This is a genomic window from Micromonospora sp. NPDC005172, from assembly GCF_040608555.1.
Lineage (GTDB): Bacteria > Actinomycetota > Actinomycetes > Mycobacteriales > Micromonosporaceae > Micromonospora.
The window spans coordinates 1-23481 of record NZ_JBEXIL010000026.1 but is presented as its reverse complement, the minus strand read 5'-3'; the positions used below and the strand labels follow the sequence as shown (position 1 = coordinate 23481).

Sequence of the window (23481 nt, the reverse complement as noted above, 5' to 3'; positions counted from 1 at the left end):
CGGACCTGTTCTGTCCGAGTATAGTTCTCGGATATCAGAAGTCCGAGTTTGACGGCGCCGCTGGGGTGCCGGGACGGACGGGACACGGAAGGTGAAACGGACATGAAGATCGCCGTGATGGGCGGGACGGGCCTGATCGGGTCCCAGGTCGTCCAGATCCTGCGGACCGCCGGGCACGACGCGTTCGGGCACTCCCAGTCGACCGGAGTCGACCTCCTCACCGGGCAGGGCCTGCCCGAGGCACTCAAGGACGTCGACGTCGTCGTCAACCTCACGAACTCGCCGACCTTCGACGACGCCTCGCCCGCCTTCTTCCAGAGCACGATGGACAACCTCCTGGGCGCCGCCGAGCAGGCCGGCGTCGGGCACGCGGTGATCCTGTCGATCGTCGGCGTCGACGAGGTGCCCGACCTGGCCTACTACCGCGCGAAGGTGCTCCAGGAGGACATCCTCAGGGCCAGCGCGGTGCCGTACTCAATCGTGCGCGCCACCCAGTTCTTCGAGTTCATGGACGCGGTCATGTCCTGGACCGCCGACGAGTCCGGCGTACGCCTGCCGAGCACTCCCGTGCAGCCGATGGCCGCGGCCGACGTCGCCCAGGCCGTCGCCGACGTGAGCGTCGGCGCGCCCCTGCGGGGCGTCCGCAACGTCGCCGGCCCTGACGTGTTCGCACTCGACGAACTGGGTCGGATCACCCTCGCCGCGCACGGCGACCAGCGCGCCGTCACCACCGACGACACCGCCGGGATGTTCGCCGCCGTGCCGGGCGACGTGCTGATCGGCAACGAGGACGCCGTACTCGCGCCCACCTCCTACCGGGAGTGGCTGGCGCGCTGACCCGTGGTTGGGGCGTCCCGGGATGCGGGGCGCCCACCGGTCGCGCGGACTAGGCTCGGTCCATGGTCACGGCGGGTCTGCTCCTGGCGGCCGGCACCGGCCGTCGGCTAGGCCAACCCAAGGCCCTCCTGCCGTATCGTGGCCGCCTCCTCGTGGACCATGCCGCCGAGATCCTCACCGCCGCCGGTTGCCAGCCGGTGCTCGTGGTGCTGGGCGCGCAGGCCGACCAGATCCGTGCCCGAACGCGGCTGCCCGACGTGGTGGTCAACGACGACTGGGCGACGGGCATGGGCTCGTCGCTGCGGGCAGGGCTGGCCGCGTTGGCGTCCAGCCCTGCCGCCGCCGTCGTGGTCACCCTCGTCGACCAGCCCCACCTCACCCCCGAGGCGGTACGCCGCGTCGCCTGCGACGCCACCGCCGAATCCCTCACCATGGCCACCTACCGCGACGGGCGGCGCGGACATCCGGTGCTGCTCGGGCGCGAGCACTGGGCCGGAGTCGCCGGCGCGGCGACCGGTGACCGGGGCGCGCGCGACTACCTCCGCGCTCACGCCGCAGCCGTACGACTGGTGGACTGCGCCGACGTCGCCGACGACACCGACGTGGACCTACCCGACGAGGCCGCCGCCCTCCCCCGGTAGCCGCGCCGTCGGAACCTCGTACGCTGCGCCACATGCTCTCCGGCGTTCACGGGTTGTCCCGCCACTTCACCCCCGACAGCCTGCGGGAGCACCTGCTCGTCCGCTCCACCCGAGCCGAGACGGGCTGCCTCATCATCACCGGCTACGGCTCCCAGCGCGGTGTCCACCAGAAGGTCGCCGGACGCGCCTGGGCGCACATCGCCGCCTACGCCGTCTTCGTCGGCGACTACGACCCCGACCTCGAAGTCGACCACAGCTGCGGCGTCCCCGACTGCATCGAACCGACCCACCTGCGCCAGGTCACGCACGCCGAGAACTGCCGAACCCGCGAGCGCAACCCGCGCTGCCGCAACGGCCATGACCGGGAGATCGACCCCGGTACCGGCACGTACCGCCGGGTCTGCCGCGGCTGCAATCGGGACGCGCAGCGTCGGTGGCGACAGCGTCAGGCCGCCGAGGTCGCCGAGGCCCGCCAGACGTACGGGCACAGCTAGGGAACTGCGCCCGCACGTCGTGGACGCCGCCGTCAACCAGCTTCCCGCTCCGCCCCGACGGTGAGGGCGTGCCCGGTCGTCGAGTCGACGTGCCCGGGGATCTCGTCGTGGCGATCACCCACAGTCGGTGTCCCGGTGGGCTCGAACATGAGGATCGCGGCGCCCGACGGGGAGTACGGCCTGTGCTCCGTCCCTCGGCGGACCGTGAAGACAGCGCCCTGCGGGAGCAGGACCGTGCGCTCGCCGTCGGGCTCGCGCAGGGAGATGCGCAGCTCACCGTCGAGGACCAGGAAGAACTCGTCGGTGTCGTCGTGGACGTGCCAGATGTGCTCGCCTTCGACCTTGGCGATCCGGACGTCATAGTCGTTGACGCGCGTGACGATGCGGGGGCTCCACAGGGCGTCGAAGGAGGCCAGAGCCTTGCCGAGAGAGATGGGTTCGCTGCTCATGGGCCAATCCTCAGCCGTTTCCTACGACCCTCGTGAGTGCTAGGAATTGCACATGGCGAAAGAATCGTCGCAGGCGGCTGACGTGGTGGGCGTACACCGGGTCGTCGTGATCGTGGACGAGAACTCGAACCCCTTCGAGCTCGGCTGTGCGACCGAGGTCTTCGGTCTGCGCAGGCCGGAACTCGGCCGCGACCTCTACGAGTTCCAACTCTGCTCCCCCGAGCCCCGCACGCTGATGCGGGACGGCTTCTTCACGCTCACGGGAGTCGCCGGCCTGGAAGCGGCCGACGCGGCGGACACCCTGATCGTTCCGAACCGCCCCGACACCGAAGTCCCACGCCGTCCCGCGGTCCTCGACGCCATCCGCCGGGCACACTCGCGCGGTGCGCGCCTGGTCGGCTTCTGCAGCGGCGCCTTCACACTGGCCGAGGCCGGAGTTCTCGACGGACGCCGGGCCACCGCGCACTGGCAGTGGGCAGACTCCTTCCGGGTCCGCTTCCCGTCTGTCCAGCTCGAAACGGACGTGCTGTTCGTGGACGACGGCGACATCCTGACCGCGGCAGGGAGCGCGGCCGCGCTCGATCTTGGGCTCTACGTGGTCCGCCGCGACCATGGCGCGGAGGTCGCCAACTCCGTGAGTCGGCGGCTGGTCTTCGCGGCGCACCGGGACGGTGGGCAGCGGCAGTTCGTGGAACGTCCCATGCCCAACCTGCCGGACGAGTCCCTGGCGCCCGTCCTGGCCTGGGCTCAGGAGCGGTTGGGTTCACCGCTGACTGTTCCTGGCCTTGCGGCACGTGCGGCGGTCAGTCCGGCGACGCTGCATCGCCGCTTCCAGAAGCAACTGGGCACGACGCCGCTGGCGTGGCTCACCGGGCAACGATTTGCGCTGGCGTGCCGGCTGATCGAGCGAGGTGAGTCCCGGTTCGAGGTGGTCGCGCGACACAGCGGGCTCGGCACCGCTGCCAATCTGCGCGCGCTGATGCGCCGCGAAACCGGCATCACACCGTCGGAGTACCAGCGCCGGTTCGGGTCGTCGGCGACCTGACCGCAGGTGGCTGCCGGCGACCGCTCACGCATGCCGCATCGGTGGAAAACAACAGCCTGAGCACTTACGCATCTTAACTGTCATTATGATGCGTGTGCGGTATGCCCTGTTTGTGCGCATGGATTAACGGATTATTGTTACCGGCAATCCGATAATCGAGCGCGAGCCGGAGCTTGGAACGCGGTGGCGTCGCCACCCGCACTCGTCGAGGATGTCCGGCACGAGCGGCCCCGGCGCGAACGCGGTCAACGAGCAGGAGGAGACGCTGCACGGGGTCTTCACCGACCGACGTTTCAGCGGAGTCATCGACTGGGATACCGCCTCGCCCGGGCGCCGGGCGTGGGACCTGGCGTATCTCGCCTATCGGCTGGTGCCGCTGGCGGATCCCGAGAACGGTGACGCCATCGACAGTCACCTGGGCGAGCGGGCGCGTCGTCTGCGCGTGCTCTGCGATGCCTACGGCTCGGAGCTGGGACCAGCGCATATCCTCCAGGTCGCAGTCGATCGACTACACGATCTCGCCGTCCTCACCGAGAGTCGGGCTGATCAGGGACAGGAGAACATCCGCAGTCACGTCGGGCTCTACCGACGCGACGCGAGTTGGATCACCGCGCATGCCGACGACTTGGGCCGAGGCATCGCCTGAATCAGCCAACCACGACGACGGAGGGGCCATGGCCTTACGGTTCGAACATCGTCCGGCCGACACGGACGCACGCATCGTCGACCGCGTGTGGCGCACCACCAGCGACGCCGAGGAGACGATGACGTCGGTGGCGCGTACGTGCTGCCACCTGATCGTCACGCGGACGGCCGGGCAACTCCTCGTCACGCTGCGCGGGCCGGAGACCAGGGCGACCACGGCACCGGTCCCACCGGACGCCGAGTTCCTCGGGGTCCGGCTCACGCTCGGTGCCGTCCTCCGGCCGCACCCCGCGACCTCGATCGTCGACAGCCACGTGTCCTTCCCGGTGACGCGCTCGGGTCGGGTGGTCATCGGCGGTGCGGACTGGGAGACGCCGACGTACGGGAACGTCGAGCAGTTCGTCCGACGCCTGCGCCTCGCGGGGCTGTTGGTGCCGTCACACCCGGCGGGCGCGGAGGTCGACCGTCACCGGTCCACGCGCACCCTCCAGCGGTACCACCGTGCAATGACCGGACTGTCGCAGACCGCCGTGACCCAGATCGACCGCGCGAACGCCGCAGCCACCATGCTGCGCGACGGCCTCGACTGGCGGGCGGTCGTCGACACGCTGGGCTACTTCGACCAGGCTCACCTGGCGCACGCGTTGCGCCGCTTCGTCGGACACACCGCGCGAGGGCTGGGAACGGGCAACAGTCCGGCGATGTCGTTCCTGTACAAGCCGGACCCGCGACCCGGCAGCTAACCTCCGTCGGCCGGCCACCAGGTGGCGGCCGGCCCGATTCACACAGACGGAGGAAACCGTGCTGCTCAGCGTCAACATCTTCGTGAGCCTCGACGGCGTCATGCAGGGGCCGGGCGCCCCGGACGAGGACCGCTCGGACGGATTCGAGCGGGGCGGATGGCTCGTCCCGCACATGTCCGCGCACACCAACGAGGTCATCGAGGGCTGGTTCCGTGCGGCCGACGCCTTCCTCTTCGGCCGCACGAGCTACGGCCTGCTCGGCGGGTACTGGCCGAAGGTCACCGCGCCCGACGACCTGATCGCCACCAAACTGAACACCCTGCCGAAGTACGTCGTCAGCGAGACGCTGACGGACGAGGAGGCCGACTGGAGTCCGACGACGGTGTTGCGCACCGACATCGTCGACGCGGTGCGCCGGCTCAAGGAACGTCCGGGCGGGGAACTCCAGGTGCACGGGAGTTGGCAGCTCGTGCAGACGCTGCACGAGGCCGGACTCGTCGACCTCTACCGGCTGCTGCAGTACCCGGTCGTCGTCGGAAGCGGGAAGCGACTGTTCCCGGACGGTACGACGCCCGCCACGTTCGCGGCGTCCGAGGACAGCGTGCGCGTGCTGCCCGGCGGCGTCGTGTCGCTGACCCTGACTCCGACGGCCCTCGGTGACCTCTCGACGGGCGCCTACACGGTTGACGGGGGGCGCTCGGTGCCGGTACTCGGCTGACACCGACGAGTGGCGCAGGTCGTGGGGACGCGGCCGTCCCTGAAGGCAAACAGGGGTGCTCAATTCGTGGTTCTGATCGAGATCCTGTCGAGCTGCTGCCGAAGACCGTTCGCTTCGTCCCTGCGGCCAACTCCTTCCAGCACATCGGCCAGCGTCCGGTACGCGGAGAGTGCTTGGCCTGCGAACTCTTCCGGCATACGTTTGGCCAACGATCCGTAGAGCTGAGTCGCCTCGGTGATCGCCTTCAAAGCTTCGGACAGATTCTGCTTCACGTCTGCGCACACCGTGGCGTACGTCCACAACGACATGGCGAGGTCGGGTAGGTAGGCGTCCGGGTTCGTCTTGGCCAGCCGTCGCCGGATGGCCACGATTTCCCTGGCCGGGACTATGGCCCGTTCGCGGCGGCCCAGCGCGAACAGGATGCTGCCGACGCTGGTCAACGAGGTGGCGAGGTCGGCTAGGTAGGCGTCCGGATCTACCTCGGCCAGCCGCCGCCGGATGGCCACGGCTTCCTCGGCCGGGGCCAGGGCCTGGCCAGGGCGGCCCAGCTCGAACAGGTAGGCGCCGAGGTTGGTCAACGAGTCGGCGAGGTGGGGAAGGTGGACGTCCGGGTTCGTCTCGGCCAGCCGCCGCCGGATGGCCACGGCTTCCTCGGCCAGGGCCTGCTCAGGGCGGCCCAGCGCCGACAGGCGGAGGCCGAGGTTGTTCAGCGACAGGGCGAGGTCGGGTAGGTAGGAGTCCGGATTCGCCTCGGCCAGTACCCGGTAAGTGCCGGCGGCTGCCTGAGTCGCGGCCAGCGCCTGCTCACGGCGGCCCAACCGGGACAGACAGTTGCCGAGGTTGGTCAACGACAGGGCGAAGTCGGATACGTAGACGCCCGGGTTCGTCTCGGCCAGCCGCCGCAAGATGGCCACGGCTTCCTCGGATGGGGCCAGGGCCTGCCCGGGGCGGCCAAGCTCGGACAGGCAGGCGCCGAGGTTGGCCAACGACAGGGCGAGGTCGGATAGGTAGGCGTCCGGGTTCGCCTCGGCCAGCTGCCGCCAGGCGGCCACGGCCTCCTCGGCCACGCCCAGAGCCCCCGCTAGGCGGCCCAGCCGGGCTAGGACGGCAGCGACGTTGTTCAGCGACGCGGCAAGAATGGGTAGGTAGGCGTTCGGGTCTGCCGCGGCCAGCCGACGGACGATGGCGGCGGCCTCCTGAACCAGAGCCACGGCCTGCTCGCCGCGACCCAGCTCGGACAGGCGGAGGCCGAGGTCGTTCAACGAGGTGGCGATGTTTTCCTGGTAGGCGTCCGGGTCTGCCTCGGTCAGCCGCCGCCAGATGGCCACGGCCTCCTCGGCCACGGCCAGAGCCTCCTCCCGGCGGCCGGCACGGGCAAGGCGGAAGACCTGATTGGACTGCAGAACGGCTTGCTCGGCGGGATCAGTGGTGTGGGCGAGACGGTGTGCGGTCAGCACGCTGGTGACGGCGGCCGCGGCGATGTCATAGTTTATGTGCCTGTCGGCCGGTAGCAGAGGTTCGATGCGCTCCAGCACCTCGATACTCACGGATCGGCTGGTAGCGAGAGCGGTCAACGCGGTGCCGCCCGCTCTGATCGCGAGATCGGGATATTTGCGTAATAGCGGGTAGAGGAGAGTGCTGCCCACGTGGGGCCAGCGGTCAGCGGCTGCGGCGAGGAACGTGACCGATCGGGAGAGCACCGAGCTTGTCGAGTCGTCCTGGGAGCGGGCGGTCAGGAGAGCGGTTGCGGTGGCGGGTGCCCAGTTCTGCGCGGGGTAGTCGATGTGGTGTCCCGGCAGGGTGAGTGCGAGGAAGTCCTCGGTGAGCCGGTCCGGGTAGAGGGGTTCCAGGACGGTTGGCTGGTTGGGTTCGGCGGGTGGATAGCAGACCGTGTGGTCGCGGAGGACCTGTTCGACATCTGGTCCGATACCGAGGTGTTCGAGAAGCTCGGCGCCGGCGGTGCGGTCGAGTGCGCCGGTGAGGGCAGCGGTGAAGACGGCGTGGTTCATCACGTCGCCCGGGGTCCGATAGCCGCTCCCTGTTCCCGTGATGCCGTCGTGGTAGAGCCGTCGCCAGTGCAGTTGTTCCCGATTGAGCAGGTACCGGGTCAGGGCGTCCATGCCTTCGGGAGGCCGCTCGCCGCTGACAGCGGCGTCGACGGCGACCAGGGCGGCCATGTGTACGGCGAGGGTGAGCCCGAACTCGGGACTGTCGAGCTGGACCGAGGGCAGGATCGTGGTAGGGCGGGGATGCCGGTAAATGGCGGCGAACCGATCGCGGGCCGCGGTGAACATGGTGAGTCGGGCGTGATCGGTGGGCAGGTCGGGGAGCCGCTGGGCGCTCGTGTGGCCCCGATAGTTGTCGAGGATGGCGCTGATCGCCGGCCACGTGTCCAGGCTGCGGCCGATCATGAGAACTCGGGTGGGGACGCCGACCTGGTGAAGGAGGGCGTTCTTGAGCAGCCAGGTGAGGTTGCTCAACAGCCACCGGTCGGCGTAGTCAACCACGAGAAGCAGCCCCGCGGTCCCGGTCAGGGCGAGGTCGTGGCTGCCGGGCTCGGGCCGGTCGGCGTCGGGGCCGTGGAACGCGGCAACCACTCTCCAGCCGGCGATGAGCGACTCGGCGGCGAGTTGGGCGGCGAGACGGGTCTTGCCCTGCCCACCGGGCCCGTGCAGCCAGCGCACACTCAGCTGCGGCGGTCCGCTGTCGCGCCACTGCCGCAGGTCGGCGAATTCTTGATCGCGGCCGGTGAACGGCACCACGGCGCGACGGGCGTTGAGCATGCGGCTGGGCATCTGCCGCAGCCAGTCCACGTCGGCGTCCGGTTCCGGCTGCCAGTTGGCCAGCAGGTAGAGCGGTTCGCCGTTGGCGAAGACATGGATGTCGGCGTTGATCACGCCGTAGGCGAACCCGCCGACCGACGTGACCTGCTGGAAGGAGGGTTCTGGTCCATCTGCCGTGACCACGCGATCCATCGACTCCCGCTCACGCTTCCGTCAACGGTGGCGCCTCGTGGTAGATGATGTTGCCGTTCTGGACGCCGAACGCGAGTCCGTGGTCACGGGCCACAATGTTCTGGATCTGCACCTTCTGCTCGGCGGGTAGCCGAGCGGTGAGCTCGGTGACAAGAGCCTGCAGGTCGTCGATGACGGTCGGGTCGTCTTCGACGAGATCCTGCAACCGGGTCAGCCATTGCGGCTGCTGCTGGGCCCGGACCTCGACCTGCTTGTCCGGCGGTGCCTGCTCCACGGTGGCCGCCAGCGCGTCGAGCCGACGCGCGGCCTTCGCCTCCTGGTCGGCGCGACCGCGTCCGAACAGCCGGATGAACCCCGGGCGAGCCAACCCGTTCCACACGTCCGTAGCGGCGGCGGTCACCAGCGTCGTGGCGCCGATGGCCAGCACCGCCTGAATATCCGGGGTCACGTCTCTCCTCGCCGGCGGTAGGCGCACTCTCGTTCTGTGGCGACCGAGTTGGCGTCACCGCCTCGAACCCGAGAACCGAAGCCGATCGACGCACCGAACGTCCAGATCGACATCCTGGCACCATCGTGGAGCGCCGTCGCCACCTGCGTAAATACCCGGACAGGACACACAACTTCGCGGTCGGTCATGGTTCGATATCGTGGCGTCAGCCCCGGGGCAGGCTCCGGCCGTCGGGCAGCGTTCGACCGCTCAGCAGCGCCACCAGAGAGCCACTGTCACCACGGACGACCTCACCGCTCCCCCAGCGCCGATCCGTGTCGGTCGCTTCGAGTCGGACACCGGCCAGGTCTATTCCGAAGATGGCGCCGCTTGCGTTGGTGAGAGTGTCCAGGACGCTGCGGACCGCGCCTGCCGGTGCGACCGTGGGCCGGTCGAGAGCGATCGTCACGTCCAGGGAGTGGATGACGGCGTGACTCAGCGCGCCCGCGGCACCGCCGCCCGGCGGCTGCCAGGCGTGCAGTGTCGGCGATCGGAGTTGATCGAGGAGGTCGGTGCGGGGCAGCGCCGCGCCGCGCGTGGCCATGCTGTTGGAGAGCACCGTGAAGTCACCGCCGGCTGCGGCCATCTCGGTGGCGAACTCCACGGGCGTCAGCCGCACAGGCATCGTGACGTGCGCGACAACGTGCCGCACCAGCCACGTCTCACACAGCGAGGGTGCATCCCAGGTGTCGACGGCAGCGGTCGCGAGAAGGTCGGCGAGTCCTCGGTAGGTCAACGCGACCCAGGGCTGCGGGTCCGTCATGACTGATCCTTTCGCGTGAGCTGCGCGAGGCGTTCCGCGAGCTTGTCGAGCGAGGTGGTGAAACCGGCGCGGGCAGCGGGCGTACGCATCGTCTCGGGCACGTGCCGCTGGTGGATGACGACCGCGGTTTCGCCATCGCCGAGGTCGTGAAACGTGCTGGTCGTGTGCATCCCGGTCGCCGGCTCGACCCAGGCGAGCAGCTCGGGCGCAACGATCTCGGTGAACGTGGCGACCATCCGGTAGCTGCCCTGGTCTCCGATCATCAGGGTCTCGAACCGACCCCCCGGCCGGAGGTCGACGACGATGCCCTCGACCGGTGTCACCATGCCGCGCGGTCCCCAGAACTGCGCGAGTTCGTCGGGCTCGGTGAGGCACCGCCACACAAGTTCGCGCGGCGCGCGGAAGACCCTCCGGTAGACGAGTTCGCCGTCACCCACGGACTTCAGCCTTCCTGCAGGTGGGCGAGATGCGTCTCCAGGCGGTCCAGGCGATCCGCCCAGGCCTGGCGGCTCTGCTCGATCCAGGACAGCGCGGCCTCCAGCGCCGCAGGTTCGAGGCGACACGGCCGGCTCTGCCGGTGCCGCCCCTGACTGATCAGGCCGGCCCGCTCGAGCACACGGATGTGCTGCGACACGGCCTGCATGCTCATCGCGTACGGCTCGGCCAGCTCCTTGACCGTCGCCTGGCCGGTGGTCAGCCGAGTCACGATGTCGCGCCTGGTCCGATCGCTCAGTGCCGTGAACAGCGCATCAAGCTGCTGGTCGTCGAGGGTCACGCTCATGACCCTTATCCAAGCAAAAGCTTTATAAAGCGTCAACTTGAATAAGGGTCATGAGCGTGACTCGTCCTCACGGCATGGAACTGCCGAACCACCGGGCGAGATGGTCGTCGAGGTTCCGCTGCTCGTCGCCGATCCAGGCGACGTAGCCGTCGGGACGCAGCAGGAGGCACGGGACGTCGACCGCCGCTCCGGCGTCCTCGAGATGATCGACCCGGTCCTTCCAGCCGTCGACAGTCAATCGACCGGTGCGGTCCAGCAGCAGGCCACGCCCGCGGTGCAGCAGACCGTAGAGGTTGCCCTGTCGCAGGTCGACGTCGGGCAAGCGGCGGCCGAGCAGATCGGGGCCCTCGCCCACGTCGTAGCGGATGGCGGTGCCGGCGATCTTCTCCAGGAGATGGCGGTTCACCTCGTCGAAGTCCATCAGCTCGGTGAGCAGCCGGCGTACGGCCCGCGCGCCCGGTTCGTCGGCCAGCAGTTGTGTCTGGGCGCGGGTGTTGTCCAGCACGTCGGCGGCGACCGGACGGCGTTCGGCCTGGTAGGTGTCCAGCAGGGTGTCCGGTGCCCACCCGCGGATCTGTGCGGCCAGTTTCCAGCCGAGGTTGACCGCGTCCTGAAGTCCCAGGTTGAGGCCCTGCCCACCGATGGGTGGGTGGATGTGTGCCGCGTCGCCGGCCAGCAGGACCCGCCCGACCCGATACCGTTCGGCCAGCCGGGTGGCGTCGCCGAAGCGGGACACCCAGCGCGGGGAGTGCACGCCGAAGTCGGTTCCGACGACGGCTCGCAGCTGTTGCCGGAAGTCCTCGATGGTGGGTGGTACCGCGCGGTCGCTGAGGCCCGCGGCGGGGACGACGATGCTGTAGAGGCCGACACCGACGGGTCGGACCCAGAATCGGTGCTGCGTTCCGCCGACCGCGGCGACGGTGGCGGCGATTTCCTCTGGTGAGACGCCCGCCTCCATCTCGCCCATCAGCGTCTCGCTGCGCGACGGCTCGCCGGGGAAGCCGACGCCGAGGAGCTTGCGCACCGCGCTGCGGGCACCGTCGCAGCCGACGAGGTACCTGGCGCGCAACTGTTCCCCGTCGGACAGTTCGACGGTCACACCCTCGTCGTCCTGCGCGAGACCGGTGACCGCCCGGCCGCGCCGGACCTGCGCGCCCAGATCGGTGGCATGTTCCGCGAGCAGACGTTCGATGACCGGCTGCCGGATGCCCAGCAGGTAGGCGTACGGGGAGTCGAGCCCTGAGGGCGCGGGTTTGTCGATGGCGGCGAAGAAGCCGGCGGCCGGACGTCGCCTGCCGTGCGCGAGCATGCGGTCCAACAGGCCGCGCATCGCCAGCACCTCGAGGCTGCGGATGTGCAGGCCGACGATGCGGACGGCGGACGGTGGCTCGGTCTCCTTCTCGACGACGAGGACCCGCACGTCGTGCAGGCGGAGTTCGGCGGCGAGCATCGCGCCGGTCGGCCCGCAGCCGACGATGATCACGTCGACGGGATGCCGGGAAGGATCGAGGTGTGCGGAGGACACAGGATGGGCCTTTCGAGAGTGCCGTGGTGAGAAGGCGCTCCCGGCGACACCTGCGTCAGTCGCCCGACCGTGACGGTAGGGGGAGCACCCACAACGAACCAGCGTTCATGGGTCTCACCTCCTCGGGCGGTGTCTCGGTCGACTGCAAGGTACAAGCCCAGCGGGCGCAGGTCCAGCCTTTATGCCGTTCACCGCAGCATGGCGTGGGTCATCCGGCGCGTGGCCACCCACATCGCGATCGAGCCGAACGCGACGAGGTAGAGCGCCGCGCTCAGCAGGTGCCAGCTGAGGTGGCCCAGCGCCGGCTCCCGGACGAGCTCGATGCTGTGGTAGAGCGGCAGGGCCTGGATGAGGGGCCGGACCGCCTCCGGATAGACCGACAGGGGATAGAACGTCGTCGCGAACAGGTACATCGGCAGCATGAACAGCTGGATGTACTGGAAATCGGGGAAATCCCGCAGGTACGTCGTGACGGCCAGCCCGCCCGCCGCGAACGCGTACGCGATCAGCAGCGAGGCCGGCAGGGCCAGCAGCACCCAGGCCGAGGTGACCAGCCCTCCGATCGCCATGATGACCAGGAAGCCGATCGACGTCAGCAACGCGTTGATCATCGCGCTGGTGACCTCGCCGACGGCGATGTCGGTGACCGAGAGCGGCGTCGGCAGGATCGCCTCGTAGGTCCTCTCGACCCTCATCCGGGTGAAGACCCCGATGCTGGTCAGGTTGAACGCCGTGTTCATCGCGGTGGTGGCCAGGATCGCGGGGGCCACGTAGGCGGCGTACGGCACCTCGACCCCGGGGACCGTGCCGACGAGCAGCCCGACGCCGACCCCGATCGACAGCAGGTACAGGAGCGGTTCGACGAGCGCGTTGAGCAGCGGGGTGATCGACCGCCGGTAGATCATGAAGTTGCGTTCGATCAGCGCGAGCGCTCGACGGCGGGTCCAGGCGGGTACGACGACGCTGGTCATGGTGTCTCCACGAAGCTCTGGACGGCGGCCGTCACGGGTGCAGCCGGCGGCGGTAGGTGACGCGGGCGGCCAGGAAGCCGCCGATCGTGAGCGCCAGCAGATAGACGATGTGGACGGAGCTGCCGGTGATCGTGGCCGTGCCGAGGCTCACCGTGCGGCACAGCTCCACCCCGTGCCACAGCGGCAGCAGGTAGGACACCGGCCGGATCCACTCGGGCAGCTGCGAGACGGCGAAGAAGGTGCCGGAGAACATGTAGAGCGGCATGATGACGAACCGGAACACCGTGTCGATGTGGCGCAGCGTGCGTACGCCGACCGCCCACGCCGCCGCCGGCGCCCCGAACGCGAGCCCGGTCAGCGTCGCGCCGAGCAGGGCTCCGAGGGCCCACCGGCCCTCGACCAACCCGAACGCGGCCATTACGACGATGAAGGCGCCGCTGGTGATGAGCAGCCGTACGGCGATGAAGAGCAGGTGCCCGGCGGCGAGCTGCTCCGGCTCGATCGGTGTCGGCGTGGCGCCCCGGTAGGCCCCGAAGCCGGCGGCGCGGGCGACTCCCCAGGACGCCTCGAGGAACGCGTTCTGCATCGCCGCGGCGGCCAGCATGCCCGGTGCGAAGAACGCCGCGTAGGAGACGCCGGCGATCTGGGCTGGCGCGTTGTCGTCGACGAGGGCGCCCAGGCCGGCGCCGATGCCGATGAGGAACAGCAACGGGTTCAGCACGTTGATCACGATCGTGCCGCGCCAGGTGCGCCGGTAGCGGGTGAGCCAGTATCCGAATGCGTGCAGCACCAGTGGTTCCTTCAGCTACTCGATGAGCGATCGGCCGGTGAGCGTGAGGAACACGTCCTCCAACGTCGCGCGGCGGACCAGGGCGGTGAGCGGGGTGAGCGACAGGGCGTGCACGGTGGCGAGGGCGGCCTCGCCGTCGGCGCAGTAGACGAGCGCCCGGTCCGCGAGCAGTTCGACGCGCCCGTCGGCAGCCGAGCCGCCGGTGGCCAACACCGATGTCCGTAGCTTTTCGGCGGCGGTTTCCCGTTCGTCGAGGCGGAAGCGGAGTTCGAGGACCTCCCGGGTGGCGTATCTGGTGATCAGGTCCCGTGGGGAGCCCTGCGCGACGATCCGACCGTGGTCGACGACGATGAGGCGGTCACAGAGCTGCTCGGCCTCGTCCATGTAGTGGGTGGTGAGGATGAGCGTTACGCCCTCCTGCTTGAGCTGGAAGAGCCGGTCCCACAGGATGTGTCGGGCCTGCGGGTCGAGGCCGGTGGTCGGTTCGTCGAGCAGCAGGATGTCGGGTTCGTTGATCAGTGCGCGGGCGATCGTCAACCGCCGCCGCATGCCACCCGACAGCGTCTCCACCTGGTCGCCGGCCTTCTCCCGGAGCTGGGCGAAGTCCAGCAGCCGGGTCGCCCGCTCGCGGATGACGGCCCGCGCGAGCCCGAAGTACCGCCCGTAGATGTGCAGGTTCTCCCGGACGGTGAGCTCGTTGTCGAGGTGGTCGTCCTGGGTGACGACGCCCAGGCGGGCGCGGATCTGTGGCCCCTGCGTCATCGGGTCCATGCCGAGGACGCGCAGGCTGCCGCCGCTGATCGGCGACGTCGCGGCGATCATCCGCATGGTGGTGGACTTGCCGGCGCGCAGCCGCCGAGGCTCGTGAGCTGCTCACCGCGCTCTGGGACGAGATCGGTCCCGGCGGTGACGCCCTGCACCGCTGCACCCTGGCCCACCACCTCGCCGACCTTCAGGACACCCTCGACGCGGAACTGCGCTGGGACGAACGCGCCCTGGCCGCCGTGTCCGAGCTGACCGACGAACGTGCCCAGCGGCACCTGCCCTCGCTGGAGGTACGGGCGTTCCTGCCCTCGCTGTACCTCAACCTCGCCTACTGCCACCGGCGACTCGGCAACCCCGATCCGGCCCGCGAGTACCTCGCACGGGCCCGCGCGCACCTGGCACAGCTACCGGACGACCCGTACGGCGAGATGATCCGCGCCGCCGTCGGCGACTTCGTCGCGGACGACCCGACCGACCACCGGCGGCGGTAGCGGTCCGCTCCGCGCACGGCGGGGCGGGTCGTCACTCTCCCGCTGCGACGGCCGCCCGGTACGCCTGCGGCGACCGACCGTAGCGAGCACGAAAGAGGCGACTGAAGTGGGCCTTGTCCGCGAAACCCCACCGGGCGGCGATGAGGTGGACCGGCTGCCGCGCGTACAGCGGGTTGCACAGATCCCGTCGGCACCGCTCCAGACGCTTGGCCCGGATGGGTTCGGCGGGCGTGGTCGCCTCGCCTTCGAACAGGCGGTGCAGCGACCGCAGCGAGATGTGGTGGGCGGCGGCGACGGTACGGGGGCTGAGTTCGGCGTTGTCGAGGTGACGGTCGACGAAGTCGACGACGCGGGCACGTAGGGCGGTGTGCCGTGTCTCCGGCGACAGGATGCCCTCGATGTCGAGGCGTTGGGCGAGCGTGGCGGTGAGCAGGTCCAGCGCCACGCCGCCCAGCATCTCGGCCTGGTTGGGCTCGTACTGCTCGGGGTGCGCCGCGATGCCGCGTAGATGCTGGACCAGCAGCCCGCCGACGCCGAGGTGGGCCGGCATCGGCGTGGCCAGCAGACGATGGAGTCGGTCCGGCGGCAACGGCAGCGCCGCGTAGGGGATCTGCACGGTGATCGTGGTGGCGAGGCCGGGGCTGTCCGCCAGGTGCCGGGCGATGTGCGGACGCGCGGTGTCCAGCAGGGTGAAGTGCCTGGCGGCGACGAGCGTCGTCTCGGTGCGGTCCTGGACCAGGACGCTGCGACCCGTCAGTGGCAGCGTGAGCTGGTAGATGTCCGTCTCGGTTCGGCGGACCAGTCCGGCGGGCCGGGCGGCGTGCAGCGACGGGTACCGCAGCGAGGCCAACCGGATCCGGCCGAGGTCGATGGCCTGGGCGTACGCGACGAAGTCGTCCAGCCGTGCGCTGGTGATGTGCACGGGCGCCGTCTCCTGGGCGACCAGGGCGTACCAGTACTCGAACCGTTCCGGCGGCGGCAGTACCGTCGTGTCCACCACCAGGTTGGGCAACATCGCGTTCGCCTCCCCGTGCGCGAGGATGGATTCTTGCACGCATCGACTGTCACGGTGCTGAGCGAAGGAGCGACCATTGTCCCCGGTGACCAGCGCCGACGTGCGCGACGCGGCCGACGAGATGATCAGGGTGCTCACGCCGCACCGCGACCGCGACTGGTCGGTACCCGCCGGCACGTTGACGTGGAGCTGCTGGACCACCGCGGCGCACGTCGCGCACGACCTGCTCGCGTACGCCGGTCAGGTCACCGGCCTCGCGACGGACGCCTACCTCCCGTACGACCTGCGGGTCCGCCCCACGACGAACCCTGCGCGGGTGCTCGAGGTGGTACGTGCCTGCGCGGGGCTGCTCGCGGTCGCCGTCGACGCCGCCGCACCGACGGCGCGGGCCTGGCACTTCGGTCCCTGCGACCCGGCTGGCTTCGCGGCCATGGGGGTTGCCGAGACGGTCCTGCACACCTACGACATCACCACCGGCCTCGGCGTGCCGTGGCAGCCGCCGCAACGGCTGAGCGCGCTGGTGCTGCGGCGACTGTTCCCGGACGCCCCGCCCGGCGACGCGCCCGACGTGCTGCTGTGGATGACCGGCCGGGGCGAGCTGCCGGGGCGGGAACGGCGCACGTCCTGGAATTGGCGCGCCGCGCTGGACTGACCCATCGTGACGGCGGGCGGGCGACGCGGTGGCCGAGGGACCGTCGAGCACCGCGTCGCCCGCGCCTGTCCTGGGAAACGCCGTCGGTGCCCGAAAGGGTTGCCGACGGCGTGCACCGTCTCGGTCAGGTCCAGCTGATGCCACGCTTGCGAACGCCGCGCATGCGCTTCTCCTCTCCCCTCAGGGCGACCCCGTACTCGCCCGACGACCTCAGCGTCGACGACCGCCCACCTCGGCGGTAGGGCTTTCGACGTTCGGAGTCGTTCGGCCCTGTTCGACGGTGTGCCCGAACGGCCCTGAGCGGGTGGCACGCCGCCACAGTGGACCGAGAGCGAGGACCGCCACCGCCCCCGACGCTCCGCTGCACCCGATCACCGTGGTGGCCGGCCAACGGTCGGCGGCCAGACCCGCCAGGACCATCGCCGTCCCCTGCAGGCCACTGAGGCCGGTGATGGCGACCCCGAACGCGCGTCCCCGGTACACCGCCGGCACCGCCCGGCCGAACAGGGCGTTCAGCGGCACGGCGAAGGCGCTCGCGGCCCCGGCCAGCGCCAACAGCACCAGCACCACCCACAGCGGCGGGACGGTCCACGCCGCCGTGAGCACACCGGCGGACAGCGCGGCCAGGGGCAGGATCAGCCGTGGGCGGGCCGCCGGCGGGCAGAGCCGGGTGAGGGCGACTCCGCCGAGCGCCATGCCCGCCGGCGCGGCGGCCAGCAACAGCCCCACGGTGGCGGCGTCGCCGCCGTACTGCCGGGCCAGCGGAACCATCAGCCCCTCGGCGGCGTAGGTGAAGGCGCTGGCCGTCCACAGGACGAGCACGTAGGCGCGCAGCCGGGGGTCGGCGACGATCAGCCGCAGGCCGTCCGCGCGACCACGGCGGGCAGGGTTCGGCGGCGTCCGGGGCGCCGGGCGTGCCCGTACGCCGAGGGCGATCAGCAGGGCGGAGACGAGGAACGTGGCGGCGTCCACCAGCAGCGCGCCGCGCAGTGACAGCAGCGCCACCAGACTCCCGCCGACGGCGAAACCGACCACCTGCACGACCTGGGCGCAGATGTTGTCCACGCCGTTGGCCACCGCGTACCGGTCGCCGTCGAGCACGTCGGGCAGCAACGCCGCCCGCGCGGCCACGAACGGCGGCCGCATCAGGTTGACCGCGAAGAGCATCGCCACCAGGGCGGGCGCGGGAAGCGCCGGCAGCGCCGCCACCGGGACCAGGGCCGCGCGGGCGAGGTCACAGACGATCAGGACGCGCCGCCGGGGAAACCGGTCGGCGAATCCGGACAGCAGCGGGCCCCCGACGAGCCAGGCCAGGTAGGAACTGGCGTACGCGGCGGCAGCCAGCGCCGCCGATCCGGTCCCCCGGTAGACGAGGTACGCCACGGTGACGGCCGTGAGCTGGTCTCCGGCCAGGGACAACACGTACGCGGCGAACAGGTGGCGGTACTCGCGTACCGCGAACACCTCGGCGTACGTCGCGGCGCGCTCGCCCACGTCGCCCCCGTATCCCGTGCCTGCCGTCAGGTCACCCGGTCCCGACCGTAGCGACGCCGCCGGGCACGGAACCGGCACGAGGTGTTCGGGACCGTACGGATCTGTTCGGTGGGGCCGAGGTCAGCGCCGGCGACGCCAGCGCAGCCACCAACTCCGGCGGGCTCGACGCGCCGGGGCGACGGCGGTGCCCGGCTCGGTGATGGTGGTGGCCTCGGGACGCGTCCGTTCGGCGCGCCAGCGATGCACCACCTCGTCGGCGTTCACCGGCCGGACCGCCACCCGGGGACCGTCGGGGTTGCGCAGCCAGGCGACGATCTGCCCGTTGAGCTGCCCCACGAAGGCCCGCACGGACTGCTCGGTGGGCAGGTCGCGGACCTCGTCGGGGACCTGCTCGACGCGTCGGCGCAGTTGCAGCGCAGTGGGCAGCAGCAGGTCGCTGGGCAGCTTCTCGCGCTCCAGGAAACTCTTGATCCACCACGACTCGTCGTACGGCATGCCGCGCCCGGGGATCGGCTTGCCCATGCCGGCCAGGTTGTCGAACTCGCCGCGTTGCACGGCCCCCCGGATCTGCGCCTCCACGGCTGCGTCCCACGCCTCGGTCACGCTGCGGCACCTTCCCTGACCACGCTGACGCCGCCGCCGGCGGGCGACACGTGCTGTAACGGATCAGCGCGGCCGGGCCGTCGACAATTCCCGCTCAGCCGGGGTCACGGTGCCGGCGCAGCATCCCGGCGGCCAGCGGCGCGGCGTCCAGGTCACCGGCGGCGAGGCGCGCGGCGAGGGTACGGCGTACCAGCCGGTCGGCCAGCGCGGGCGCATGCCGGCCGACGGCCAGCTCCAGCCGGCCGCGTCGGGTGGTCGCCACGTCCCGGGGCGCCCGTCGGGCGGTGGCGGCGCGCAGGATCGCCGCGACGACACCCTCGACGGGCTCGGGGCGGGACACTCCTCGCAGGGACAGGCCCGCCTCGGCGGTGCTGTCGTGGATCGGTGAGGCGACCATGCTGGGGTAGACGACACTCACCCCGACGTGGGTGCCCACCTCGTGGCGCAGCGCGTCGGCGTACGCGACGAGGGCCCGCTTGCTGACCCCGTACGCGGCGGCGAGGGGCAGCGGCAGCACTGCCATCCGGCTCGCCACGAAGATCACCCGCCCGCGTGCGGCGACCAGTGCCGGCAGCGCGGCGGCGGTGGTCCGCCACGCGGCCAGCAGGTTCACCTCCAACTGCTGGCGGACCACCTCGTCGGGCGGCAGCTCGGCCGGGGCGGGACCACCCACCCCGGCGTTGTTGATCAGCAGGTCGAGCCCTCCGAGCCGTGCGACGGCCTCTCGCACGGCGGCGGGGACGGCCGCCGGGTCGGTCAGGTCACAGCCGAGCACCGGCAGTTCGTTGTCGTCGCGGGCGTGCAGGTCGAGCCCCACCACCCGGGCGCCACCGGCGCGCAGCGCCACGCTGAGGTGCCGACCGAAGGTGCCGCTCGCCCCGGTGAGGAGGACCCGCCGACCGGTCAGGCTCGTCACCGCCGGGCTCCGGCGTTCAGCTCCCGGGTCAGCTCGGTCAGGTACGCGTCGAAGTCCACCCGCATCGCCGGGCGGCGGTGACCCCAGCGGGCCGTCGCCGCCCGTAGCTCGGCCCGGCAGGCGGCCCGCTGCCGCGCCGGGTCGGGCAGGGCGTACCGGCCGGCGAGCTGCGCGGCGATCAGCTTGGCCTGTGCCTCGACCAGCGGGAACGCCGAGCCGGTGGACTGCATCAGCCCCACGAACGTCAGCCCGGGGGCCTCGGGGTGGAACACGTGCCGATACAGCGCGAGGGTGTCGGCCCCGCCGCCCAGCAGCTCGGGCGGCAGGAACCCGATCTCCACCCGGTAGCCGGTGCACCAGATGATGAGGTCGACCTGGTCGGCGCGACCGTCGGTGAACTCGACCCGGTCGCCGTCCAGGGCGGCGACGCCGGGGCGGGCCTCGACGTCGCCGTGGGTCAGCCGGGACAGCAGGCCGTCCGAGAGCGTCGGATGGTCCTGCAGGAAGCCGTGCGTCGGCGCGGGCAGGCCGTAGCTGGCGGGGTTGCCGACGGCGGTGGCGAGCATCGTCTGGCTGATGCGTTGGCGCAGCCGCCACGGAAGCCGGCGGGCCAGCGCGCCGTTGAGGGTGTCCGAGGGGCGACCCAGCAGGTACTTGGGCACCACCCAGACGCCCCGGCGCAACGACAGCAGGGTCCGCTCGGCGACGTACGAGGCGTCCACCGCGATGTCCATCGCCGAGTTGCCGCCGCCGACGACCAGGACGCGTCGGCCGGCCAACTGCTCGGGGCCACGGTAGTCGTGGCTGTGGATCTGCTCGGCGGTGCTGGTGCCGGGGTACGGCGGGTCGGGCAGCCGGGGCACCCGGTTGTGACCGTTGGCGACGACGACGGCCTCGACGGTGACCTCGACCGGTCCCTCCGGCCCGGTGGCGACGACAGTCCACCCGCCGTCGGATCGCCGGGTGACCCGCTCGACGGTGTGCCGCAGGCGGATCGCGTCGCGCAGCCCGAACCGGTCGGCGTAGTCGGCCAGGTAGCCGGCGACCCGCGTGTGGTCCGGGTAGTCGGGCCAGTCGGCGGGCATCGGATGGTCGGCGAACTCGGTACGGCCACGGCTGGTGTTCAGGTGCAGCGTCCGGTACGCGGGCGAGTCCGGAGCCCCGTACACCCAGAGGCCGCCGACCTGGTCGGTGGCCTCGAAGCAGACCACGGCGACGTCGGCGTCGCGCAGTGCCTTGACGGCGGCGAGGCCGGCCGCGCCGGCGCCGATCACCGCAACCCTGGGTCCTGCCCGCATCGTCGCCCCCACATAATCCAACGTCCGATGGATAATCGTTGGGCGGCGGCGGCCCGTCAAGAGCCGGTCGGTCCGTACAGCGCGGTCAGGAAGCGGTGCACGAAGGCCCGGAACTCGCGGCGCTCCCGGGCGGCCGGCGCGCCCCCGGCCAACGCCACGACGTGTCCGTGGGTGGCCCAGACCAGGCTGCGCACAGTGATGTGCGGGGTCGGCTCGGCCAGCGCGCCGGCCGCCGCGGCGGCGGTCAACAGCTCCGCCACCAGCCGGTAGAGCGGCTCGGCGTAGCGCTGGTCCAACTCGGCGTGCCGCTGCGGCTCCAACCAGCGTCGCAGCCACAGCGCGGTGGTCTCCGGGTGGTCCTGGAGGAAGTCCACGAACACGTCGACCAGGTCGTGCAACGCCCGTCGGGCCGCGTCCGGGCCCGCGTCGAGAGCTGCGCGGGCTCGCTCGGCGGCCTCGGTGAGGACCTGCCGCTCGACGGCGAACACGCGCGCGAAACACGCCTCGTAGAGGGCTGCCTTCGTACCCGTGTGGTGGGCGACCGTGGCGACGTCGACCCCGGCGGCGGCGGCGACCTCCCGCAGCCCGACGGCGTCGAAGCCACGCTCGGCGAACAGCGCGGTCGCGGCGGTGAGCACCACCTCGCGGGTCGGCCGGGTCTCGTCGCGCCGGGGCCGGCCCGGGCCGCGTCGGGGCATGGTCATGGCCGCCATTGTGCCCCTAGAATCCAGCAACTGTTGGATTGTCGAGAGGATGCGGCGATGACCGGGCTCGACCGGCGGCCCGCGGCCGCCACCGACGCGGCACTGCCCCGTGGTCCCCTGGCCGGGTTCGCCGCCGGGTCGCTCGGCATGGGTGTCTGGGTGACCGTGCCCGGCCTGCTGCTGCTCTACTTCCTCACCGACATGCTGGCCGTCGGGCCGTGGTTGGCCGGTCTGGCGCTCCTGCTGCCGAAGATCGCCGACGTGCTGCTGCACCCGTGGGTCGGGCATCGCGCCGACGTCGAGCGGGCCCGCCGGGGCGACCGGCGACGGCTGCTGCTGCTCGGCTGCGCCCTGCCGGTCGCGTTCGCGGCGCTGTTCGCGGTGCCCGGCGGCCTGACCGGCGGGCCCGCCGCGGCGTGGGTGGCGGTGGCCTTCGTCGCCGGCAACCTGCTCTTCGCCGCCTACCAGGTGCCCTACCTGGCCACACCTGCCGACCTTCGCATCGGCTACGACGAACGCACCCGGCTGATGGCGTTCCGGATGGTCGTGCTGACCCTCGGCATCCTGGCCTCCGGGCTGCTGGCCCCGCTGCTGACCGGCGGCGACGCCGCGACCCGGGGCGGCTACCAGCGCATGGGCGTGGTCCTGGCCATCGGGATGCTGGCCGCCATGCTCGTCGGCGTGGCCGGCATCGCCCGGCTGCGCGGCGCCGCGCCGAGCACCACCGCGCCGGGACACGGCGGGTGGCGGGCGCTGCGCACCGCCCTGCGCGACGGGCAGTTCCGCTGGCTGGTCGCCGCGTACCTGGCCATGTCCACCACCACCCACCTCGTCCTGGCCGCGGTGCCCTACTACGCGGAGTACGAGCTGCGCGCACCCGGCATGACCACGGTGCTGGTGGCCGCGTTCGTCGCACCGGCGCTGCTGGTCACGCCCGCCTGGCTGGTGCTGGCCCGCCGCGTCGGCAAGCAGCGGGCGCTGCTCGGCGCGCAGGGCGCGTTCGCGGTCGGGTCGCTCGTGCTGGCGGTGGGCCGCCCCGCCGGCCTGCCGGTGCTCGTCGGCGCGGTGGCGGTGCTCGGGGTCGCGTTCGCCGGCATGCAACTGCTGCCGTTCTCGATGCTGCCCGACGTCATCCGCGCAGCCGGGGACACCACCGGGGCGGGCACCTACACCGGCGTGTGGACGGCCACCGAGGCCACCGGCGCGGCCCTGGGCCCCTACGCGTACGCCCTCTGCCTGGCAGTGAGTGGTTTCGTGGCGTCGAGCGCCGGTGAGTCACCGACGCAGCCGGACGCGGCGCTCGCGGCGGTCCGCTACGGCTTCGGGCTGCTGCCGGCGGTGGCGATGCTCGCCGCGCTGCTGCTGCAGCGCCGCTACACCCTGGACGCGACGGCCCGGGCGGCGACCTGAGCGGCCGGCACTAGACTTCGCCCTCGATGGACGCCCCGCTCACCCCCACCGAGACCCGCCCGTGCGCCCACTGTGGACGGCCGGTGCCGCAGCGTGTCGGCGCGGGCCGGCCCTTTCGCTACTGCCGCGACAACGACGGCGCCTGCCAGCGCGCCTCGCGCAACAGCCGGATGCGCCGTTGCGCTGCTTGGTGGACCAGCAGTCGTCGATGTTGACGTAGCGGTATCCGGCCGCGGCCATGCCGCTGGAGACCAGCGCGTCGGCCGTCT

General features: G+C 71.3%; 24 protein-coding genes and 3 pseudogenes. 11 read left to right on the top strand and 16 right to left on the bottom strand.

Annotated features, from left to right (window positions below; translation table 11 throughout):
• Nucleotides 1-102 precede the first annotated feature (102 nt).
• From ABZV06_RS18930 to ABZV06_RS18920, 3 genes are all read left to right on the top strand, one after another.
• Nucleotides 103-837, top strand: a complete 735-nt coding sequence (locus ABZV06_RS18930) for an NAD(P)H-binding protein (protein WP_355622903.1) — start codon at nt 103-105, stop codon at nt 835-837.
• Between the two features lie 62 nt (nt 838-899).
• On the top strand, nt 900-1478 hold the full coding sequence (locus ABZV06_RS18925) for a nucleotidyltransferase family protein (protein WP_355622901.1): 579 nt from the start codon (nt 900-902) through the stop codon (nt 1476-1478).
• Nucleotides 1479-1510: 32 nt separating this feature from the next.
• A complete protein-coding gene (locus tag ABZV06_RS18920; protein WP_355622899.1) occupies nt 1511-1972 on the top strand; it encodes an HNH endonuclease in 462 nt (153 codons plus the stop codon).
• A 32-nt stretch (nt 1973-2004) separates the two neighbouring features.
• Here the strand turns inward: ABZV06_RS18920 and ABZV06_RS18915 are convergent, their stop codons facing one another.
• The gene (locus ABZV06_RS18915) at nt 2005-2421 is read right to left on the bottom strand and encodes a cupin domain-containing protein (RefSeq protein ID WP_355244819.1); all 417 of its coding nucleotides are present in this window, start codon (nt 2419-2421) and stop codon (nt 2005-2007) included.
• Between the two features lie 52 nt (nt 2422-2473).
• Between ABZV06_RS18915 and ABZV06_RS18910 the strand changes: the two genes are divergently transcribed.
• The 4 genes from ABZV06_RS18910 to ABZV06_RS18895 all read left to right on the top strand — a co-directional run bounded on the left by ABZV06_RS18910 (nt 2474) and on the right by ABZV06_RS18895 (nt 5572).
• A complete protein-coding gene (locus tag ABZV06_RS18910) occupies nt 2474-3466 on the top strand; it encodes a helix-turn-helix domain-containing protein (RefSeq protein ID WP_355622896.1) in 993 nt (330 codons plus the stop codon).
• A 211-nt stretch (nt 3467-3677) separates the two neighbouring features.
• Nucleotides 3678-4112, top strand: a complete 435-nt coding sequence (locus ABZV06_RS18905) for a phosphotransferase (RefSeq protein WP_355622893.1) — start codon at nt 3678-3680, stop codon at nt 4110-4112.
• Between the two features lie 28 nt (nt 4113-4140).
• Nucleotides 4141-4854 (top strand): AraC family transcriptional regulator, encoded by a 714-nt coding sequence (locus ABZV06_RS18900; protein WP_355244828.1) that lies wholly within the window; start codon nt 4141-4143, stop codon nt 4852-4854.
• A gap of 58 nt (nt 4855-4912) precedes the next feature.
• The gene (locus tag ABZV06_RS18895; protein WP_355244831.1) at nt 4913-5572 is read left to right on the top strand and encodes a dihydrofolate reductase family protein; all 660 of its coding nucleotides are present in this window, start codon (nt 4913-4915) and stop codon (nt 5570-5572) included.
• A 59-nt stretch (nt 5573-5631) separates the two neighbouring features.
• Here the strand turns inward: ABZV06_RS18895 and ABZV06_RS18890 are convergent, their stop codons facing one another.
• The 9 genes and pseudogenes from ABZV06_RS18890 to ABZV06_RS18850 form a co-directional block, all read right to left on the bottom strand.
• A complete protein-coding gene (locus ABZV06_RS18890) occupies nt 5632-8547 on the bottom strand; it encodes a tetratricopeptide repeat protein (protein ID WP_355622889.1) in 2916 nt (971 codons plus the stop codon).
• A gap of 10 nt (nt 8548-8557) precedes the next feature.
• A complete protein-coding gene (locus ABZV06_RS18885) occupies nt 8558-8995 on the bottom strand; it encodes a hypothetical protein (protein WP_355244837.1) in 438 nt (145 codons plus the stop codon).
• A gap of 205 nt (nt 8996-9200) precedes the next feature.
• Nucleotides 9201-9797, bottom strand: a complete 597-nt coding sequence (locus tag ABZV06_RS18880; protein WP_355622886.1) for a maleylpyruvate isomerase family mycothiol-dependent enzyme — start codon at nt 9795-9797, stop codon at nt 9201-9203.
• A complete protein-coding gene (locus ABZV06_RS18875) occupies nt 9794-10234 on the bottom strand; it encodes an SRPBCC domain-containing protein (RefSeq protein WP_355244843.1) in 441 nt (146 codons plus the stop codon). The genes ABZV06_RS18880 and ABZV06_RS18875 overlap by 4 nt, the downstream gene beginning before the upstream one ends.
• 5 nt (nt 10235-10239) lie before the next feature.
• On the bottom strand, nt 10240-10578 hold the full coding sequence (locus ABZV06_RS18870; protein WP_355244846.1) for a metalloregulator ArsR/SmtB family transcription factor: 339 nt from the start codon (nt 10576-10578) through the stop codon (nt 10240-10242).
• A gap of 67 nt (nt 10579-10645) precedes the next feature.
• Nucleotides 10646-12103, bottom strand: coding sequence for an FAD-dependent monooxygenase (locus ABZV06_RS18865; protein ID WP_355244849.1), 1458 nt, complete (start codon nt 12101-12103; stop codon nt 10646-10648).
• A 188-nt stretch (nt 12104-12291) separates the two neighbouring features.
• A complete protein-coding gene (locus tag ABZV06_RS18860; protein WP_355622884.1) occupies nt 12292-13074 on the bottom strand; it encodes an ABC transporter permease in 783 nt (260 codons plus the stop codon).
• A 31-nt stretch (nt 13075-13105) separates the two neighbouring features.
• On the bottom strand, nt 13106-13864 hold the full coding sequence (locus ABZV06_RS18855) for an ABC transporter permease (RefSeq protein ID WP_355622881.1): 759 nt from the start codon (nt 13862-13864) through the stop codon (nt 13106-13108).
• Nucleotides 13865-13879: 15 nt separating this feature from the next.
• Nucleotides 13880-14710: pseudogene (locus tag ABZV06_RS18850) on the bottom strand (ABC transporter ATP-binding protein); the annotation flags it as partial.
• An 8-nt stretch (nt 14711-14718) separates the two neighbouring features.
• Here ABZV06_RS18850 and ABZV06_RS18845 point away from each other — a divergent pair.
• Nucleotides 14719-15120, top strand: a pseudogene (locus ABZV06_RS18845) (hypothetical protein); the annotation flags it as partial.
• 31 nt (nt 15121-15151) lie between these two features.
• On the opposite strand, the gene ABZV06_RS18840 reads toward ABZV06_RS18845, so the two are convergent.
• Nucleotides 15152-16174: a helix-turn-helix domain-containing protein gene (locus ABZV06_RS18840; RefSeq protein WP_355622878.1), complete on the bottom strand. Its 1023-nt coding sequence runs from the start codon at nt 16172-16174 to the stop codon at nt 15152-15154.
• A gap of 46 nt (nt 16175-16220) precedes the next feature.
• Between ABZV06_RS18840 and ABZV06_RS18835 the strand changes: the two genes are divergently transcribed.
• Entirely contained in the window at nt 16221-16787 is a 567-nt protein-coding gene (locus tag ABZV06_RS18835) for a maleylpyruvate isomerase N-terminal domain-containing protein (protein WP_355244863.1), read from the top strand.
• A 210-nt stretch (nt 16788-16997) separates the two neighbouring features.
• Here the strand turns inward: ABZV06_RS18835 and ABZV06_RS18830 are convergent, their stop codons facing one another.
• From ABZV06_RS18830 to ABZV06_RS18810, 5 genes are all read right to left on the bottom strand, one after another.
• Nucleotides 16998-18281 carry an MFS transporter gene (locus tag ABZV06_RS18830; protein ID WP_355244866.1) on the bottom strand — a complete coding sequence of 428 codons (1284 nt, stop codon included), beginning with the start codon at nt 18279-18281 and terminating at the stop codon, nt 16998-17000.
• Nucleotides 18282-18401: 120 nt separating this feature from the next.
• Nucleotides 18402-18884: a DUF1992 domain-containing protein gene (locus ABZV06_RS18825; RefSeq protein ID WP_355244869.1), complete on the bottom strand. Its 483-nt coding sequence runs from the start codon at nt 18882-18884 to the stop codon at nt 18402-18404.
• A 94-nt stretch (nt 18885-18978) separates the two neighbouring features.
• On the bottom strand, nt 18979-19800 hold the full coding sequence (locus ABZV06_RS18820) for an SDR family oxidoreductase (RefSeq protein ID WP_355622875.1): 822 nt from the start codon (nt 19798-19800) through the stop codon (nt 18979-18981).
• Nucleotides 19797-21098, bottom strand: coding sequence for an NAD(P)-binding domain-containing protein (locus ABZV06_RS18815; RefSeq protein ID WP_355622872.1), 1302 nt, complete (start codon nt 21096-21098; stop codon nt 19797-19799). The genes ABZV06_RS18820 and ABZV06_RS18815 overlap by 4 nt, the downstream gene beginning before the upstream one ends.
• A gap of 56 nt (nt 21099-21154) precedes the next feature.
• Nucleotides 21155-21802, bottom strand: coding sequence for a TetR/AcrR family transcriptional regulator (locus ABZV06_RS18810; protein WP_355244878.1), 648 nt, complete (start codon nt 21800-21802; stop codon nt 21155-21157).
• A 57-nt stretch (nt 21803-21859) separates the two neighbouring features.
• On the opposite strand from ABZV06_RS18810, the gene ABZV06_RS18805 reads away from it, so the two are divergent.
• Complete coding sequence (locus tag ABZV06_RS18805; RefSeq protein ID WP_355244881.1) at nt 21860-23212, top strand: MFS transporter; 1353 nt, start codon at nt 21860-21862, stop codon at nt 23210-23212.
• A gap of 26 nt (nt 23213-23238) precedes the next feature.
• A pseudogene (locus ABZV06_RS18800) lies at nt 23239-23388 on the top strand (serine/threonine protein kinase); the annotation flags it as partial.
• Nucleotides 23389-23481: the final 93 nt, after the last annotated feature.

Coding starts and splice junctions, on each gene's coding strand:
- ABZV06_RS18815 (WP_355622872.1), bottom strand. CDS start 21,098: ATGCGGGCAGGACCCAGGGTTGCGGTGATCGGCGCCGGCGCGGCCGGC.
- ABZV06_RS18930 (WP_355622903.1), top strand. CDS start 103: ATGAAGATCGCCGTGATGGGCGGGACGGGCCTGATCGGGTCCCAGGTC.
- ABZV06_RS18900 (WP_355244828.1), top strand. CDS start 4,141: ATGGCCTTACGGTTCGAACATCGTCCGGCCGACACGGACGCACGCATC.
- ABZV06_RS18920 (WP_355622899.1), top strand. CDS start 1,511: ATGCTCTCCGGCGTTCACGGGTTGTCCCGCCACTTCACCCCCGACAGC.
- ABZV06_RS18905 (WP_355622893.1), top strand. CDS start 3,678: ATGTCCGGCACGAGCGGCCCCGGCGCGAACGCGGTCAACGAGCAGGAG.
- ABZV06_RS18810 (WP_355244878.1), bottom strand. CDS start 21,802: ATGACCATGCCCCGACGCGGCCCGGGCCGGCCCCGGCGCGACGAGACC.
- ABZV06_RS18915 (WP_355244819.1), bottom strand. CDS start 2,421: ATGAGCAGCGAACCCATCTCTCTCGGCAAGGCTCTGGCCTCCTTCGAC.
- ABZV06_RS18860 (WP_355622884.1), bottom strand. CDS start 13,074: ATGACCAGCGTCGTCGTACCCGCCTGGACCCGCCGTCGAGCGCTCGCG.
- ABZV06_RS18890 (WP_355622889.1), bottom strand. CDS start 8,547: ATGGATCGCGTGGTCACGGCAGATGGACCAGAACCCTCCTTCCAGCAG.
- ABZV06_RS18910 (WP_355622896.1), top strand. CDS start 2,474: ATGGCGAAAGAATCGTCGCAGGCGGCTGACGTGGTGGGCGTACACCGG.
- ABZV06_RS18805 (WP_355244881.1), top strand. CDS start 21,860: ATGACCGGGCTCGACCGGCGGCCCGCGGCCGCCACCGACGCGGCACTG.
- ABZV06_RS18925 (WP_355622901.1), top strand. CDS start 900: ATGGTCACGGCGGGTCTGCTCCTGGCGGCCGGCACCGGCCGTCGGCTA.
- ABZV06_RS18880 (WP_355622886.1), bottom strand. CDS start 9,797: ATGACGGACCCGCAGCCCTGGGTCGCGTTGACCTACCGAGGACTCGCC.
- ABZV06_RS18870 (WP_355244846.1), bottom strand. CDS start 10,578: ATGAGCGTGACCCTCGACGACCAGCAGCTTGATGCGCTGTTCACGGCA.